At 65.3% G+C, this 17,074-nt stretch carries 16 protein-coding genes and 1 tRNA gene; 16 read left to right on the top strand and 1 reads right to left on the bottom strand.

What is annotated here, in order from left to right; genetic code table 11:
* Positions 1 to 468 precede the first annotated feature (468 nt).
* Genes carA through greA form a run of 3 tightly spaced genes read left to right on the top strand, consistent with a single transcriptional unit; the run spans position 469 to position 5,372 of the window.
* Positions 469 to 1,602 carry a glutamine-hydrolyzing carbamoyl-phosphate synthase small subunit gene (gene carA / locus G333_RS0111030; protein WP_018937958.1) on the top strand — a complete coding sequence of 378 codons (1,134 nt, stop codon included), beginning with the start codon at positions 469 to 471 and terminating at the stop codon, positions 1,600 to 1,602.
* Positions 1,603 to 1,662: 60 nt separating this feature from the next.
* On the top strand, positions 1,663 to 4,896 hold the full coding sequence (gene carB / locus G333_RS0111025; protein ID WP_019628473.1) for a carbamoyl-phosphate synthase large subunit: 3,234 nt from the start codon (positions 1,663 to 1,665) through the stop codon (positions 4,894 to 4,896).
* On the top strand, positions 4,893 to 5,372 hold the full coding sequence (gene greA, locus G333_RS0111020) for a transcription elongation factor GreA (RefSeq protein ID WP_018146244.1): 480 nt from the start codon (positions 4,893 to 4,895) through the stop codon (positions 5,370 to 5,372). The genes carB and greA overlap by 4 nt, the downstream gene beginning before the upstream one ends.
* A gap of 49 nt (positions 5,373 to 5,421) precedes the next feature.
* Here the strand turns inward: greA and yhbY are convergent, their stop codons facing one another.
* Entirely contained in the window at positions 5,422 to 5,721 is a 300-nt protein-coding gene (yhbY, locus tag G333_RS0111015) for a ribosome assembly RNA-binding protein YhbY (protein WP_018146243.1), read from the bottom strand.
* A gap of 67 nt (positions 5,722 to 5,788) precedes the next feature.
* Between yhbY and rlmE the strand changes: the two genes are divergently transcribed.
* The 13 genes from rlmE (at position 5,789) to nuoF (ending at position 17,054) form a co-directional block, all read left to right on the top strand.
* A complete protein-coding gene (rlmE, locus tag G333_RS0111010) occupies positions 5,789 to 6,415 on the top strand; it encodes a 23S rRNA (uridine(2552)-2'-O)-methyltransferase RlmE (protein ID WP_018167907.1) in 627 nt (208 codons plus the stop codon).
* A gap of 43 nt (positions 6,416 to 6,458) precedes the next feature.
* The gene (ftsH, locus tag G333_RS0111005; protein ID WP_018146241.1) at positions 6,459 to 8,438 is read left to right on the top strand and encodes an ATP-dependent zinc metalloprotease FtsH; all 1,980 of its coding nucleotides are present in this window, start codon (positions 6,459 to 6,461) and stop codon (positions 8,436 to 8,438) included.
* A gap of 104 nt (positions 8,439 to 8,542) precedes the next feature.
* Positions 8,543 to 9,430, top strand: a complete 888-nt coding sequence (gene folP / locus G333_RS0111000; protein ID WP_019628472.1) for a dihydropteroate synthase — start codon at positions 8,543 to 8,545, stop codon at positions 9,428 to 9,430.
* Positions 9,430 to 10,770 carry a phosphoglucosamine mutase gene (gene glmM, locus G333_RS0110995; protein WP_018167905.1) on the top strand — a complete coding sequence of 447 codons (1,341 nt, stop codon included), beginning with the start codon at positions 9,430 to 9,432 and terminating at the stop codon, positions 10,768 to 10,770. Before folP ends, glmM begins: the two co-directional genes overlap by 1 nt.
* Before the next feature lie 145 nt (positions 10,771 to 10,915).
* Positions 10,916 to 11,683, top strand: coding sequence for a triose-phosphate isomerase (gene tpiA, locus G333_RS0110990; protein WP_018937955.1), 768 nt, complete (start codon positions 10,916 to 10,918; stop codon positions 11,681 to 11,683).
* On the top strand, positions 11,680 to 12,063 hold the full coding sequence (gene secG / locus G333_RS0110985) for a preprotein translocase subunit SecG (protein WP_018167903.1): 384 nt from the start codon (positions 11,680 to 11,682) through the stop codon (positions 12,061 to 12,063). The genes tpiA and secG overlap by 4 nt, the downstream gene beginning before the upstream one ends.
* 22 nt (positions 12,064 to 12,085) lie before the next feature.
* Positions 12,086 to 12,170 (top strand) — tRNA-Leu (locus G333_RS0110980).
* 265 nt (positions 12,171 to 12,435) lie between these two features.
* Complete coding sequence (locus tag G333_RS0110975) at positions 12,436 to 12,792, top strand: NADH-quinone oxidoreductase subunit A (RefSeq protein WP_018146236.1); 357 nt, start codon at positions 12,436 to 12,438, stop codon at positions 12,790 to 12,792.
* A complete protein-coding gene (locus G333_RS0110970) occupies positions 12,783 to 13,259 on the top strand; it encodes an NADH-quinone oxidoreductase subunit B family protein (protein ID WP_012982122.1) in 477 nt (158 codons plus the stop codon). Before G333_RS0110975 ends, G333_RS0110970 begins: the two co-directional genes overlap by 10 nt.
* 17 nt (positions 13,260 to 13,276) lie before the next feature.
* Positions 13,277 to 13,996, top strand: coding sequence for an NADH-quinone oxidoreductase subunit C (locus tag G333_RS0110965; RefSeq protein WP_018146235.1), 720 nt, complete (start codon positions 13,277 to 13,279; stop codon positions 13,994 to 13,996).
* A complete protein-coding gene (locus G333_RS0110960) occupies positions 13,989 to 15,242 on the top strand; it encodes an NADH-quinone oxidoreductase subunit D (RefSeq protein WP_018146234.1) in 1,254 nt (417 codons plus the stop codon). Before G333_RS0110965 ends, G333_RS0110960 begins: the two co-directional genes overlap by 8 nt.
* Positions 15,242 to 15,772, top strand: a complete 531-nt coding sequence (gene nuoE, locus G333_RS0110955) for an NAD(P)H-dependent oxidoreductase subunit E (protein ID WP_018167902.1) — start codon at positions 15,242 to 15,244, stop codon at positions 15,770 to 15,772. Before G333_RS0110960 ends, nuoE begins: the two co-directional genes overlap by 1 nt.
* A 1-nt stretch (position 15,773) precedes the next feature.
* Positions 15,774 to 17,054: an NADH-quinone oxidoreductase subunit NuoF gene (gene nuoF, locus G333_RS0110950; RefSeq protein WP_018176461.1), complete on the top strand. Its 1,281-nt coding sequence runs from the start codon at positions 15,774 to 15,776 to the stop codon at positions 17,052 to 17,054.
* The last annotated feature ends 20 nt before the right edge of the window (positions 17,055 to 17,074 follow it).

The raw sequence follows: 17,074 nt of genomic DNA, 5'->3' as shown, positions 1-17,074 counted from the left end.
AGCGGGCCGGGGTCGCGGCAGTCGGGCGTGTTTCTTGGGTACTTCTTTGCACGAGCAAAGAAGTACCTCGCGGTGCGCTCGCGAGAGAGCGCGTGGCAGGCGGCCGGACGAAGCCGCCGTAAACACCGAGCGATGAACCAGGGCCAGCCTGAATGGCCAGGCTGGCCACGGAGCATCGGCTTCATACCTGGGCTGGGTAGGCAGTGTTCGGGCCCCGGAAAGCGGGCGGCGAGTGGCGGGCGGAGACGCCGGAAGTGGGGATCTCGTTGGACGCCGCGCGCGGCGCTCGCGTACACTTGAAGGCGTAATCGTATCCGTCCTCCGAGCACCGAATCGTTGCCGAAAAAGGGGTTCACACCCCGGTAGAATGGTGCGGACGAGGGCGGGTCGCAGATCCCGAACGAATCGCAGTACCGCCGCCGGCGAATCGCCTGGCGGCCCCGACCCAGACCACCCGGAGGTCCCCCTGTGTCCGCGCCTGCTCTGCTCGTCCTGGAAGATGGCACTGTGTTTCATGGTCAGGCGATTGGCGCCCTGGGCCAGACGGTTGGCGAGGTGGTGTTCAACACCGCGATGACCGGGTACCAGGAGATCCTCACCGACCCGTCCTATCACCGGCAGATGGTCACGCTGACCTACCCGCATATCGGCAACACCGGAACGAACCCGGAAGACGACGAGTCCTCGCGGGCTCATGCCGCGGGCCTGATCATCCGGGATCTGCCGCCGCTGGTGTCCAACTGGCGCTCGCGCGAGTCGCTGCCGGACTACCTGCTGCGCCATGGGATCGTGGCGATCAGCGGGATCGATACCCGCAAGCTGACCCGCATCCTGCGCGAGAAGGGCGCGCTGAACGGCTGCATCCAGGCCGGCGACGTGGACGAGGCCTCGGCCCTGGCGGCCGCGCGAGAGTTCCCCGGTATCAAGGGCATGGATCTGGCGCGCGAGGTGACCACGCGCAGCCGCTACGAGTGGCTGGAAGGGACCTGGCAGCTGGGTGAAGAACCGGCGCGGGTCGATGCGAAGGCCGCCGACTATCACGTGGTCGCTTACGACTTCGGCATGAAGCAGAACATCCTGCGCATGCTGGCGGATCGCGGCTGCCGCGTGACCGTGGTCCCGGCCGAGACGCCAGTGGACGAGGTGATGGAGCTCAAGCCCGACGGGGTGTTCCTGTCCAACGGGCCGGGCGATCCCGAGCCCTGCACCTATGCGATCGAGGCGATCCGGGATTTCTGCGAGCGCAAACTGCCGCTGTTCGGAATCTGCCTGGGGCATCAGTTGCTGGGTATCGCCAGTGGCGGCAAGAGCGTGAAGATGAAGTTCGGCCACCACGGGGCGAACCACCCGATCCGGCACGAGGCCAGTGGGCGAGTGATGATCTCGTCGCAGAACCACGGCTTCGCGATCGACGAAGACAACCTGCCGGAGACGCTGACACCGACGTACCGGTCGCTGTTCGACGGCACGCTGCAGGGCGTCGCCCGCACCGACTGCCCGGCGTTCAGCCTGCAGGGCCACCCCGAGGCGAGCCCGGGGCCGCATGACGTGTCCCCGGCGTTCGACGACTTTGTCGAGATGATGCGCACGGCGCGCAGCTAACGCCTTCCCCCCGATTTTCCGACCGAATTTCCGATTTCGACAGCCTGCGAGAGCCGTCACATGCCCAAGCGTACCGACATCCAGAGCATCCTGATCCTCGGGGCCGGCCCGATCGTGATCGGTCAGGCCTGCGAGTTCGATTACTCCGGCGCCCAGGCCTGCAAGGCCCTGCGCGAGGAGGGCTACCGGGTGATCCTGGTGAACTCCAACCCGGCGACCATCATGACCGACCCCGAGATGGCGGATGCCACCTACATCGAGCCGGTGGACTGGCAGACGGTCGCCCAGATCATCGAGAAGGAGCGCCCGGACGCGGTGCTGCCGACCATGGGCGGGCAGACCGCGCTGAACTGCGCGCTGGACCTGTCCCGGGAAGGCGTGCTCGAGAAGTTCGGTGTGGAGATGATCGGTGCCAACGAGGCGGCGATCGATATGGCCGAGGACCGCGACCACTTCAAGGCGGCGATGGCTGATATCGGCCTGGATACGCCGACCGCGATGCTCGCGCACTCCTGGGAGGAGGCGCAGGAGATCCAGCCGAAGATCGGCTTCCCGGTGATCATCCGGCCGTCGTTCACCCTCGGTGGTTCGGGCGGCGGCATCGCCTACAACCGCGAGGAGTTCGAGTACATCGTCAAGAACGGGATCGATCTCTCGCCGGTGAACCAGGTGCTGCTGGAGGAGTCCGCGCTCGGCTGGAAGGAGTTCGAGATGGAGGTGGTCCGTGACAAGGCGGACAACTGCATCATCATCTGCTCGATCGAGAACCTCGATCCGATGGGTATCCACACCGGCGACTCGATCACCGTGGCCCCGGCGCAGACCCTGACCGACAAGGAATACCAGATCATGCGCGACGCCTCGCTGGCGGTACTGCGCAAGATCGGCGTGGAGACCGGCGGCTCCAACGTGCAGTTCGCGATCAACCCGGAGAACGGGCGCATGATCGTGATCGAGATGAACCCGCGGGTGTCGCGTTCCTCCGCGCTGGCCTCCAAGGCAACCGGCTTCCCGATCGCCAAGGTCGCGGCCAAGCTGGCGGTGGGCTACACCCTCGACGAGCTGAAAAACGAGATCACCGGCGGGCTGACCCCGGCGTCGTTCGAGCCGTCCATCGACTACGTGGTCACCAAGATCCCGCGCTTCACCTTCGAGAAGTTCCCGCAGGCGGATGCACGCCTGACCACCCAGATGAAGGCGGTGGGCGAGGCCATGGCCATCGGCCGCACCTTCCAGGAGTCGTTCCAGAAGGCACTGCGCTCGATGGAGACCGGGATGGACGGCCTCGACGAGCGCATCGATCTGACGGCCGACGACGTGACCGATCAGCTGCGCACGAAGCTCGCCAACCCCAGCCCCGAGCAGGTGCTGTACGTGGCCGATGCCTTCCGTGCCGGCTTCTCGATCCAGGATATCTTCGACCTGACCGCGATCGACCCCTGGTTCCTGGCCCAGATCCAGGAGCTGGTGGACGTCGAGAAGGGCGTGAAGGACCGCATCCTGGGCGAGATCAGCGCCGAGGAGATGTACCGTCTGAAACAGCGCGGCTTCTCCGACCTGCGCCTGGCGAAACTGGTGAACGATACCGAGAAGGCGGTGCGCAAGCACCGCCATGGCCTGGGCGTGCGCCCGGTGTACAAGCGGGTGGATACCTGTGCGGCCGAGTTCGCGACCACCACGGCCTACATGTACTCCTCGTACGAAGAGGAGAACGAGGCGGATCCCACCGACAAGCAGAAGATCATGGTGCTGGGCGGCGGGCCCAACCGCATCGGTCAGGGCATCGAGTTCGACTACTGCTGCGTGCACGCCGCACTCGCGATGCGCGAGGACGGGTACGAGACCATCATGGTCAACTGCAACCCGGAGACCGTCTCCACCGACTATGACACCTCGGACCGGCTGTACTTCGAGCCGCTGACGCTGGAGGACGTGCTGGAGGTCGTGGCGACCGAGAAGCCGGCCGGCGTGATCGTGCAGTACGGTGGCCAGACGCCACTGAAGCTCGCGCGGGACCTGGAGGCCGCCGGCGTGCCGATCATCGGCACCAGCCCGGACTCCATCGACCTGGCCGAGGACCGCGAGCGCTTCCAGGCCCTGCTGAACAAGCTGGGGCTCAAGCAGCCGCCGAACCGCACCGCCCGCAGCGAGGAGGAGGCCGAGAAGCTGGCCGAGGAGATCGGCTACCCACTGGTCGTACGTCCGTCCTACGTGCTCGGTGGGCGCGCGATGGAGATCGTGCGCGACCGCGAGGACCTGCGCAGCTACATGAAGAACGCGGTGTCCGTCTCCAATGATGCCCCGGTGCTGCTGGACCGCTTCCTGGATGACGCCATCGAGGTCGACGTGGACGCGATCTCGGATGGCGAGAACGTGATCATCGGCGGGATCATGGAGCACATCGAGCAGGCCGGCGTGCACTCGGGCGACTCCGCCTGTTCCCTGCCGCCGTTCTCGTTGTCCATGGGACTCCAGGACGAGATGGTCGAGCAGGTGCGCAAGATGGCACTGGGCCTGAAGGTCGTCGGCCTGATGAACACCCAGTTTGCGATCAAGGGCGACGATATCTACGTGCTGGAGGTGAATCCACGGGCCTCGCGCACCGTGCCGTACGTCTCCAAGAGCGTCGGACGGCCACTGGCCAAGATCGCCGCGCGTTGCATGGTCGGGCAGACCCTGCCCGAGCAGGGCGTGGGCGATGCGGTCTATCCGGACTATTATTCGGTGAAGGAATCGGTGTTTCCGTTCGCCAAGTTCCAGGGCGTGGACCCGATCCTGGGGCCGGAGATGAAATCCACTGGCGAGGTGATGGGGGTCGGGCGCAGTTTTGCCGAGGCGTTCGCCAAGAGCCAGCTGGGAGCGGGCGTACTGTTGCCGTCCACCGGCAAGGCCTTCGTGTCGGTGCGCGAGATCGACAAGCCGCACGTGGCGGAAGTGGCCCGGCGCCTGGTGGAGTTGGGCTTCGAGGTCCTGGCGACGCGTGGCACGGCGAACGTGCTGGAGGAAGCCGGCATTCAGGTGACGCGCGTGAACAAGGTCACCGAGGGTCGCCCGCACATCGTGGACATGATCAAGAACGACGAGATCAGCTTCATCATCAATACCGTGGAGGGGAAGCAGTCGACCTCCGACTCCTACACCATTCGCCGCGAGGCGTTGATGCACAAGGTGGGCTATACCACCACCATTGCCGGGGCCAAGGCCACCGTACAGGCCCTGGATCACCTGGGGGCGAATGACGTCTTCCGGCTGCAGGACCTCCACCAGGAAAATCTCGGAGGGAAAAGCGCATGAACAAGACGCCCTTGACCGTGACTGGCGCGGAAAAGATGAAGGAAGAGCTGAAGAAGCTGAAGGGCGAGGATCGCCCGCGCGTGGTCAACGCGATCTCCGATGCGCGCGAGCACGGTGACCTCAAGGAGAATGCCGAGTACCACGCGGCACGCGAACAGCAGAGCTTCATCGAGGGCCGCATCCGCGAGCTGGAGTCGAAGCTCTCCAACGCCCAGATCATCGACGTGGCCACCCTGCCGCAGACCGGCAAGGTGGTGTTCGGGACCACCGTGGTGCTGGAGGCGACTGCGGACGGGCGCCAGGTCACCTACAAGATCGTTGGTGACGACGAGGCCGATATCAAGAACAACATGATCTCGGTGTCGTCGCCGATTGCGCGGGCGCTGATCGGCAAGGAAGAAGGCGACGTCGTGACCGTGCAGGCCCCGGGCGGGGAGACGGAATACGAGATCCTGGAGGTTCGCTACGTCAACTGATGACGCGGCGGGTCCCGGTCGCGCTCAGGGGCGCAACCGGGCGGTGGGGTCAGGCCGGGTCCAGGGAGACCTTCGGGTCATCCGGGTTGCGGCGGAACAGGGTGGCGACATAGCCGACGCGTTGCACTCGCGCGGCGCCGGTGCGTTCACAGAGCTCTTCCACGGTGCCGTTGCGGACCTCGCGGTCGCCGATGTTCACCTTGATCTTGACCAGCTCGTGGTGGGTTAGTGCCAGCTCCAGCTCCGCCAGTACGGCATCAGTCAGCCCATTGCGGCCAATGGTCACGATGGGCTTGCGCGGATGGGCGAGGCTGCGCAGATGGCGGCGTTGCGCGTCGGTCAGATTCACAGGAGGCCATTTTCAGTGTTTAAACATCAAAATTGTAGCATGCCGTCCGCAGCTGCGAGGCCGCTCAATGCCCAAGCGTAGCCGCTCCAGTCAGCGCTGGCTGAAGGAGCATTTCGACGATCCCTACGTCCAGCGGGCCCAGCAGGAGGGTTACCGCGGGCGGGCGGTGTACAAGCTGCAGGAGATCGATGAGCGCGACCGGTTGCTGAAACCCGGCATGCGCGTGGTGGACCTCGGTGCGGCACCGGGCGGCTGGACGCAGTACGCCGCTCGGAAGATTGGCCGCAAGGGCGTGCTGATTGCCACGGACATCTTGCCGATGGACCCGGTGCCGGGCGCGGAGATCGTCACCGGCGACTTCCGCGAGGACGCTGTGCTGGACGCGATACTTGCCCTGGTGGGCGATGAGCGTGCCGATCTTGTGCTTTCCGACATGGCCCCCAACCTGACCGGGACGGGTGCGGTGGATCTGCCGCGTTCGATCCATCTTTGTGAACTGGCGCTGGACTTGGCGACACGCATTCTGAACCCCGGGGGCGCATTTCTGGTCAAGCTGTTTCAGGGTGAAGGTTCTGATGCCTATCTGGCCGAGGTGCGTCGGCGGTTCGGCTCGGTAAAGGTGCGCAAGCCGAAGGCATCGCGGCCACGGTCACGCGAAGTGTACGTATTGGCGCGTGAGCCCCGGGATGTGTAAAGCTGCCAAAAGCTAACGATTAAATGTTCTTCGAGGTGTCGTTTTGAACGGTCTGGCCAAGAATCTGATCATCTGGGCGGTAATTGCCGTCGTCCTGATGTCCGTCTTCAACAACTTCGGCCCGCAGCAGCAGACGCAGGATGTTCGGAGCATTACGTACTCCGAGTTCATCCGCGACGTGCAGGGCGGTCGCGTGGACAACGTGACCATCAAGGGCGAGAAGATCGAGGGTACGACGATCGAGGGCCAGGCGTTTACCACGGTGAACCCGAACGACCCCGGTCTGATCGGCGACCTGCTGCAGAACAACGTGGAGCTGAATGCCCACGAGGAAGCCGAGCGCTCCCTGCTGATGAGCATCCTGATCAGCTGGTTCCCGATCCTGTTGCTGATCGCCGTATGGATCTACTTCATGCGCCAGATGCAGGGCGGTGGTGCCGGTGGCAAGGGCGCGATGTCCTTCGGCAAGTCCAAGGCCAAGCTGATGTCCGAGGACCAGGTCAAGGTCAGCTTCAATGACGTGGCCGGCTGCGACGAGGCCAAGGAGGAGGTGACCGAGCTGGTCGACTTCCTGCGCGACCCGTCCAAGTTCCAGAAGCTGGGTGGCCAGATTCCGCGCGGCGTGCTGATGGTCGGCTCTCCGGGTACCGGCAAGACGCTGCTGGCCAAGGCGATTGCCGGCGAGGCCAAGGTGCCGTTCTTCAGCATCTCCGGTTCCGATTTCGTCGAGATGTTCGTTGGCGTGGGCGCCTCGCGCGTGCGCGACATGTTCGCCGAGGCCAAGAAGCACGCCCCCTGCATCATCTTCATCGACGAGATCGACGCGGTCGGTCGCCAGCGTGGTGCCGGCATGGGCGGCGGTCACGACGAGCGTGAGCAGACCCTGAACCAGCTGCTGGTCGAGATGGACGGCTTCGAGGGCACCGAGGGGGTTATCGTGATTGCCGCGACCAACCGTCCGGACGTGCTTGACCCGGCGCTGCTGCGCCCGGGTCGCTTCGACCGCCAGGTGGTGGTGCCGCCGCCGGACGTACGCGGTCGCGAGCAGATCCTCAAGGTGCATATGAAGAAAACGCCGATCTCCGACGACGTGCGTCCGGATCTGATCGCGCGCGGCACGCCGGGTTTCTCCGGCGCGGATCTGGCCAACCTGGTCAACGAGGCGGCGTTGTTTGCGGCGCGCTCCAACAAGCGCCTGGTGGACATGTCCGACTTCGAGCGCGCCAAGGACAAGATCATGATGGGCGCCGAGCGCAAGTCCATGGTGATGTCCGAGGACGAGAAGAAGCTGACCGCCTACCATGAGGCCGGCCACGCGATTGTTGGCCTGACGGTGCCGGAGCACGACCCGGTCTACAAGGTCAGCATCATCCCGCGTGGGCGGGCCCTGGGCGTGACCATGTTCCTGCCCGAGGAGGACCGCTACAGCCACTCGAAGACGCGTCTGGAGAGTCAGCTGGCGAGCCTGTTTGGCGGGCGTCTGGCAGAAGAGATTATCTTCGGCAATGACAAGGTGACCACCGGAGCCTCGAACGATATCGAGCGCGCCACTCAGATCGCCCGCAACATGGTCACCAAGTGGGGCCTGTCGGAAAAGCTCGGCCCGCTGGATTACGGTGAGGAAGAAGGGCATCCGTTCCTGGGTGGGCAAATGGGCAAGTCGAAGCCGATGTCCGACGACACTGCGCGCCAGATCGATGCCGAGGTCCGTCACATCATCGATGCGAACTACCAGCATGCGAAGCAGATCCTGGTCGACAATATCGATACGCTGCACGCGATGGCGCGGGCACTGATGAAATACGAGACCATCGACGACAAGCAGATCGCGGACATCATGGCCGGGCGCGAGCCCCGCGAGCCGGCGGATTGGGATAGCGGCGGCGGTTCCGGTGGCTCGGCGCAGGCCAGCGACGAGGCCGAGGGTGGTGCCTCGGATGCCGATGGCGACGCCAAGGACGGCTCCGATGGCCGGGGTGATGATGACAAGGGTGTGGTCGGCGGTCCTGCGCCGCAGTCCTGATCCGTCCACTTTGTGACCGGGCTTGGATCCGGTCGCTGCCACTGGCCGCCAGGCCCTCGTCCTGGCGGCCTTTTTCGTTGGGTACTCACAGGAGAACGCCGATCGTGCCGACTGACGCACCGGTACTGCAATGCGGGGGGCACGCCCTGGACCTCGGGCAGCCGCGCATCATGGGGATTCTGAACGTTACCCCGGACTCGTTCTCCGACGGTGGCCAGTACGCGCGGGTGGAAGATGCGCTGATGCGGGCCCGCGCCATGGTCGCGGAGGGGGCGGAGATCCTTGACGTGGGCGGCGAATCCACTCGCCCCGGTGCGGCGCCAGTGGCGCTGGAGGATGAGCGTCAGCGCGTGCTTCCGGTCATCGAAGCCCTGCGCGCGGAACTGGATGTTCCGCTGTCCGTGGACACCATGAAGCCGGAGATGATGCGCGAGGCGGTTGCCGTCGGTGCCGGGATGCTGAATGACGTGAACGGCTTTCGCACCGAAGGGGCGCTGGCGGTCGCGATGGGGGCGGCGCGCGAGCGTGGCGTAGCGCTTTGCGCGATGCACATGCAGGGCGATCCGCAGTCGATGCAGCGGGCGCCGCATTACGACGATGTGGTGGACGAGGTGCGCGCCTTCCTCGAGCAGCGGGTGGCGGAATTGTTGCGGGGCGGCGTGCCGCGCGGCCAGATCCTGCTGGATCCGGGCTTCGGCTTCGGCAAGACGCTGGAGCACAACGTCGCGCTGTTTCGCGGCCTGCCGCGCCTGGCGGCCTCCGGCTTGCCGCTGCTGGTGGGCGTCTCGCGCAAGTCGATGATCGGTCAGCTGCTGGATGACCGTCCGGTCGCTGACCGGGATCCCGGAAGTGCCGTGGCGGCCCTGTTGGCGGCACAGGCCGGTGCGCGTGTCCTGCGTGTGCACGATGTCTCGGCGACCCGTGATGCCCTGGCGCTATACTCAGCGTTGCGACCGGATGGTGGCGACGGACAGGACAATCGAGGGAACTGATGGGCAAGTATTTCGGAACCGACGGCATCCGTGGGCGCACCGGCGACTGGCCGATGACGCCGGAGTTTGCGCTGCGCCTCGGGTATGCCGTGGGCGAGGTGCTGGGCGAGAACGGCCACCGCCAGGGGCCGGTCCTGGTGGGCAAGGACACGCGCGTGTCCGGCTACATGTTCGAGTCGGCACTGGAGGCCGGGTTGTCCGCCGCCGGGCTGGACGTCGCGTTGCTGGGACCGATGCCGACCCCGGCCATCGCCTACTTGACGCATACCTTCCGTGCCACTGCGGGCGTCGTCATCAGTGCCTCGCACAACCCATTCCACGACAACGGGTTCAAGTTCTTTACCCCCGAGGGCGACAAGCTGCCGGATGCGACCGAGGCGGCCATCGAGGCGCGTCTCGATCAGCCGGCACAGCCCATCAACAGTGCGCGTCTGGGCAAGGCCGTGCGCATCCAGGATGCCGCTGGACGCTACGTCGAGTTCTGCAAGAGCGCGATCCCGGCGCGTTCCGAGCTGCGCGGGATGAAGATCGTCATCGATTGTGCCCACGGTGCGACCTACAACGTCTCCCCGCACGTGTTCGAAGAGCTGGGGGCGCAGGTCGAGATCCTCGGCGCCAGTCCGGACGGCTACAACATCAACGACGGGGTCGGCGCCCTGCACCCGGAGAACGTCGCCGAACAGGTGCGGGCGACCGGGGCGGATCTCGGGATCGCGCTGGACGGCGACGGTGACCGGGTGATCCTGGCCGATGCCGACGGCACCGTGGTCGATGGGGACCAGATCCTCGGTATCCTGGCGCTGGCGCGGCAACAGGCCGGGGGCTTCGACGGCGGTGTGGTCGGGACCCTGATGACCAACCTGGGGCTGGAGCAGGCCCTGGGGGGCGCCGGCATCCCGTTCGTGCGTGCGAAGGTCGGGGATCGCTATGTCCTGGAGGAGCTCCGCCGTCGCGACTGGACCCTGGGCGGCGAGGGGTCGGGGCATATTGTCTGTCTGGAGCACACCACGACCGGCGACGGTACGGTGGCGGCGTTGCAGGTTGCACACCTGATGCACCGTACCGGTCAGCCGCTCTCGGCGCTCGCAGCGGCCATTCCCAAGCTGCCGCAGTGCCTGATCAACGTGCCCGTCAGCGGTGCCGCGGCCGGCTGCCTGGAGGCCGAGCCAGTGCGCGCCGAGGTCGCCGCGGTGGAAGATCAGCTCGGCCAGCGTGGCCGGGTCCTGCTGCGTCCCTCCGGTACCGAGCCCCTGGTGCGGGTGATGGTTGAGGGCGAAGATGTCGACGAGACCCGCTCGGCCGCCGAGCGCATCGCGGACAGCATCCGGGCGGCGATCTGATTGCCGCAACCAAGCCTCGCCTGCGCGCCCCGCGACGGCTTGGTTGATTTGCTACCGGTGCGCCGGTAACATCCCGCCGCTCTAATCATCATGATCGGACCCCGTGTATCTGCGGGGTTCGGCCGATCGCAGGAGGAAGATCCGCATGCGCACGCCGCTGGTCGCCGGAAACTGGAAGATGAACGGTTCGCGGGACGCGAACCGCGCGCTCCTGTCCGCCCTGAAGGGCAGCCTGGGCGACATCCGGGGCGTGGACGTGGCGGTCTGCCCGCCCGCGGTCTACCTCGCCGAAATCGCGAACGACCTGTCCGGTGGCCCCATCGCCGTCGGCGCGCAGGATTGTTCCGACCAGGAAAAGGGTGCCTACACCGGCGAACTGGCCGGCTCCATGCTGGCCGAGGTGGGGTGTCGCTATGTGATCGTCGGGCATTCCGAGCGCCGCGAGCGGCAGAACGAGGACAATGCCTGGGTGGCAGCCAAGTTCGTTGCGGCGCAGGCCGCCGGGCTGACCCCGATCCTGTGTGTGGGCGAGCAGAAGGCCGACCGCGAAGGCGGGCGCACCGAGACTGTGGTGGCCGAGCAGCTCGATGCGGTCCTGGATGCGGCCGGAGTCGAGGCGTTCGCCGGCGCCGTGATCGCCTACGAGCCGGTTTGGGCGATTGGCACCGGTTTGACCGCCACGCCGGAACAGGCCCAGGAAGTGCATGCATTCATCCGCAACCGTGTTGCGGGTCGCGACCCGCAGGTCGCAGCCGATCTTCGGATCCTCTACGGTGGCAGCATGAAGGCCGATAATGCGGCCGGCCTCCTGGCGCTCGAGGACATCGACGGCGGTTTGATCGGTGGTGCCTCGCTGGATGCCGACGCATTTTCCGCCATTGCCCGCGCCGCGGGCGAGCAGGTCGCGGCATGATTTACGGCCTGCTCCTGGTGGTCCAGGTCGCGGTATCGCTTGGCCTGATCGCGCTGATCCTGATGCAGCACGGCAAGGGCGCCGACGCGGGCGCGGCCTTCGGCAGCGGCGCATCGGCGACGGTGTTCGGTGCGGCCGGGTCGGCCAACTTCCTGAGCCGCTCGACGGCCGTGCTGGCGGTGGTCTTTTTCCTCAACAGCCTGACGCTGGCGTATCTGGCGGCATCCAGCCCGGAGGCCGAGAGCCTGCTGGACCAGATGGAGGCGATGGAAGAAGAGGGCGATGGTCCGCCGGATCTCCCGCCCGAAGTGCTCCCGGGGCAAGAGCCCCCGGGTGGCAGCGGCCCGCAATCCGGCCGGCCGGCCGATGTGCCCGATTGAGATCCGGTACCTGTACGAATTGGCAGATGTGGTGGAATTGGTAGACACGCTATCTTGAGGGGGTAGTGGCGCAAGCCGTGTGGGTTCGAGTCCCACCATCTGCACCAAATACTCGTTGCCCCGGGCGGTTGAATATCTGTCGGCGCCCGGGGTAATTAACAATAAAAACAGCATCTTATAAAATTACGAATACTTGACACCGTTTTTGGGCATCACCTAGACTCCGTGCCCGGTGTACGGCTCTGCCGCGTCTGTGCGGGACCGAGTCGTACCCGCGCTTTCAACCAGCAACGCTGAACGGCTCGCCGGCGCGCTCGATCCACGCGACGCCTCGCGAACCTGCCCGCCTGAGGCGGCGTACGGGAGAGAGAAATGCTGGAAGGTTATTTACCCATCCTGCTGTTCATCGCAGTAGGCATCGTGATCGGCGTCGTGCCGCTGGTGGTCGGTATGGCCGTGGGTCCGCACAAGCCGGACGCGGCGAAGAATTCGCCCTACGAGTGCGGCTTCGAGGCCTTCGAGGATTCGCGGCTGAAGTTCGATGTCCGCTTCTACCTGGTTGCGATCCTGTTCATCATCTTTGATCTCGAGATCGCGTTTCTCTTCCCGTGGGCCGTGTCGCTAGACACCATTGGCCTGTTCGGGCTTCTTGCGATGGCCCTGTTTCTTGTCATTCTGGTCGTCGGTTTCATCTACGAGTGGAAGAAGGGGGCGCTGGAATGGGAATAGAAGGCGTTCTTGAGAAGGGCTTCGTCACCACCTCGGCGGACAAGCTCATCAACTGGGCCCGCACCGGGTCGCTCTGGCCGATGACCTTCGGTCTCGCGTGCTGCGCGGTGGAGATGATGCATGCCGGTGCCGCGCGCTACGACCTCGACCGCTTCGGGATCATCTTTCGGCCGAGCCCGCGCCAGTCGGACGTGATGATTGTGGCCGGCACCCTGGTCAACAAGATGGCGCCGGCTCTGCGCAAGGTCTACGACCAGATGCCCGAGCCGCGCTGGGTGATCTCCATGGGGTCCTGCGCCAACGGGGGCGGGTACTACCACTACTCCTACGCGGTGGTGCGCGGTTGCGACCGCATCGTGCCGGTGGATGTCTACGTGCCGGGGTGCCCGCCGACGGCGGAGGCGCTGCTCTACGGCATTATCCAGCTGCAGAACAAGATCCGGCGCACGAACACGATCGCGCGCTGACGCACCCGGGGTAGCAGATGGCTGAACAAGACAACTGGACCGACGCCCTGCGGGCGGAACTGGGCGATGCCCTGGAAAGCCTGCACGAGGCGAACGGCGAGATTACCGTCGATATCGCACCGGGCTCCTGGCGCGAGGCGGGCGAGAAGCTGCGCGACGCCCTGGGCTTCGAGATCCTGATCGACCTGTGCGGGGTGGACTACCTCGAATACGGGCAGGACGAATGGGGCACCGACTCCGCCACCAATACGGGCTTTTCCCGCGGTGTCGAAGCGGCGACCTCCGGGCGTTTCACCTTCGATGATGCGCCGGAAGATTCCAACTGGGACGGCCCGCGGTTCACCGTGGTGGCTCACCTGCTGTCGCTCGAACATAACCGCCGCGTGCGGATGCGCGCCTGGCTCAGTGACGAGGAGTTCCCCGAGGTCGAATCCCTCGTGGACGTCTGGGCCTCGGCCAACTGGTTCGAGCGCGAGGCCTTCGATCTGTTCGGCATCCTGTTCTCCGGGCATCCGGACCTGCGCCGCATCCTCACGGACTACGGCTTTGTGGGGCATCCGTTCCGCAAGGACTTCCCGCTGATCGGGCATGTCGAGATGCGTTATGACGCCGAGCAGGCCCGTGTGGTGTACCAGCCGGTGACGATCGAGCCGCGCGTGCTGGTGCCCAAGGTGATCCGCGCCGACCATCGCTACAGCGAGGGCGAGAAGCCGGGCGAAGGAGCCGAGAATGCCTGAGATTCGCAACTTCACCCTCAACTTCGGGCCGCAGCATCCCTCCGCCCACGGCGTATTGCGCCTGGTGCTGGAGATGGATGGCGAGGTGGTGCAGCGGGCCGACCCGCACATCGGCCTGCTGCATCGCGGCACCGAGAAGCTCGCGGAGAGCAAGCCGTACAACCAGTCGATCGGCTACATGGACCGTCTGGACTACGTGTCCATGATGGCCAACGAGCACGGCTACGTGCTCGCGATGGAAAAGCTGCTGGGCATCGAGGCCCCGCTGCGCGCGCAGTACATCCGGGTGATGTTCGACGAGATCACCCGCATCCTGAACCACCTGATGTGGCTGGGGGCGCATGCGCTGGATATCGGCGCCATGGCGGTGTTCCTGTACGCCTTCCGTGAGCGCGAGGACCTGATGGACTGCTACGAGGCGGTCTCGGGTGCGCGCATGCACGCGACCTATTACCGCCCTGGCGGTGTCGCGCGGGACCTGCCCGGCACGATGCCGAAGTATCAACCGTCCTCCTGGAAGTCGCAGGAGGTGGTGGATGACCTGAACAAGATCCGTCAGGGCTCGTTGCTGGACTTCATCGAGGCGTTTACCGAGCGCTTCCCCGGCTGCGTGGACGAGTACGAGACCCTGCTGACCGATAACCGGATCTGGAAGCAGCGCACCGTCGGGATCGGCGTGGTCGACCCGGATCGTGCGAAGCAGCTGGGCTTCACCGGCCCGATGCTGCGCGGCTCGGGCATCGAGTGGGACCTGCGCAAGAAGCAGCCCTACGAGGTCTACGACCGTCTCGACTTCGACATCCCGGTGGGCACCAACGGCGATTGTTACGACCGCTACCTGGTGCGCATTGAGGAGATGCGCCAGTCGAACCGCATCATTCGTCAGTGTGTGGACTGGCTGCGCCAGAATCCGGGCCCGGTGCTCCTCGAGGATCACAAGATCACCCCGCCGAAGCGCGAGGAGATGAAGGCCGATATGGAGGCCCTGATCCACCACTTCAAGCTGTTCACCGAGGGCATGTGCCTGCCGGAAGGCGAGGCCTACGCGGCGATCGAGCATCCGAAGGGCGAGTTCGGGGTCTACCTGGTCTCGGATGGTTCCAACAAACCGTATCGTCTGAAGGTCCGTCCGCCGGGCTTTGTGCACCTGTCCGCGCTGGACGAGATGGCGCGCGGCCACATGCTGGCCGACGTGGTCGCCATCATCGGGACCCAGGACATCGTATTCGGGGAGATCGACCGCTGATGGCTGCCGAACAGAAAACTGTCGCCTTCCACAAGCACGCCGCGAAGAAGGTCGAGCTGAGCGCGCACGAGCGCGAAGAGATCGACGCCTGGCTGGCGCGCTATCCCGAGGATCAGAAGCGCTCGGCCGTTCTGGGCGCACTGCGTGCGGTGCAACACGAGGATGGCTATCTCTCCACCGCGAAGATGGACGCCGTGGCCGACTATCTCGGGCTGCCGGCGATCGCGGTGTACGAGGTGGGTTCGTTCTACTCCATGTACGAACTGGAGCCGGTGGGCAAGCACACCATCATGGTGTGCGACAACATCTCCTGCATGCTGCGCGGCGCCGAGCCGATCATCGAGCACCTCGAGAAGCGTCTGGGCATCAAACGCGGCGAGAGTACACCGGACGGCAAGTTCTACCTGAAGCTGGAAGAGGAGTGCCTTGCAGCCTGTTGCGGCGCCCCGATGATGCAGGTGGACCACAAGTACTACGAGAATCTCACCCCCGAGCGGGTCGACGAGATCCTCGACGGTCTGGAGAAGTAGCATGGCCAACCAGATCTGCTTTGCGACGCGTTACCTGGACAACGCCGCCGCGCTCGAGACCTACAAGAGCGTCGGCGGCTATCAGGCGCTGGAGAAGGTCTACAAGGGCAAGATGGCCCCCGAGGACGTGATCGAGGAGGTCAAGACCTCCAACCTCCGCGGCCGCGGAGGTGCGGGTTTCCCAACCGGTCTCAAGTGGTCGTTCATGCCGCGCAACAGCCCGGGGCAGAAGTACATCGTCTGCAACTCGGATGAATCCGAGCCGGGTACCTGCAAGGATCGCGAGATCCTGATGTACAACCCGCATGCGCTGATCGAGGGCATGGCGATCGCTGGGTACGCGATCGGCGCGACGGTGGGCTACAACTACATGCGCGGCGAGTTCATGGACGAAGTGAACACGCGCTTTACGGCCGCGCTGCAGGAGGCCTACGAAGCCGGCTACCTCGGCAAGGACATCTTCGGCTCGGGGGTGGACTTCGATCTGCATCCGTCGCTGGGGGCGGGCGCCTATATCTGCGGCGAAGAGACGGCGCTGCTGGAATCGCTGGAAGGCAAGAAGGGCCAGCCGCGCTTCAAGCCCCCGTTTCCGGCCAACTACGGCCTGTACGGCAAGCCGACCACGATCAATAACACCGAGTCGCTCGCCTCGATCCCGTCGATCATCCGCAACGGCGGCCAGTGGTTCGCGGATCTGGGTGTGCCCAAGTCCGGGGGCGAGAAGCTGTTCTCGGTGTCCGGGCACGTGAACAAGCCGGGCAACTTCGAGATCCCACTGGGCACTCCGTTCAAGGATCTGCTGGAAATGGCCGGCGGTGTGCTGAACGGGCGCAAGCTGAAGGCGGTGATCCCGGGCGGATCATCGGTGCCGGTGGTACCGGGCGACGTGATGCTGAAAGCCAACATGGACTTCGATTCCATCGCGCATGCCGGCTCCATGCTGGGCTCCGGGGCGGTGATCGTGATGGACGAGACCGCTGACATGGTGAAGTCCCTGCAGCGGATCTCTCGCTTCTATTTCTCCGAGTCCTGTGGCCAGTGCACGCCCTGCCGCGAGGGGACCGGCTGGCTCTACCGCATGCTCACTCGCATCGTCGAGGGCCAGGGCCGACCCGAGGACCTGGAACGGCTGGACGACGTGGCCAGCAAGATCGAGGGCCATACCATCTGCGCCCTGGGCGACGCCGCCGCCATGCCGGTGCGCAGCTTCGTCAAGCATTTCCGCCACGAATTCGAATACTACATCCAGCACGGCCGGAGCCCGGTGGCAGACGCCGCCTGACGCTCTACCGCGCCATCGCA

This window comes from Thioalkalivibrio sp. AKL10 (assembly GCF_000381845.1).
In the GTDB taxonomy this organism is placed as follows: Bacteria; Pseudomonadota; Gammaproteobacteria; order Ectothiorhodospirales; family Ectothiorhodospiraceae; genus Thioalkalivibrio; species Thioalkalivibrio versutus.
The sequence above is the reverse complement of the archived record's forward strand: the minus strand, read 5'-3'. Positions and strand labels throughout refer to the sequence as shown.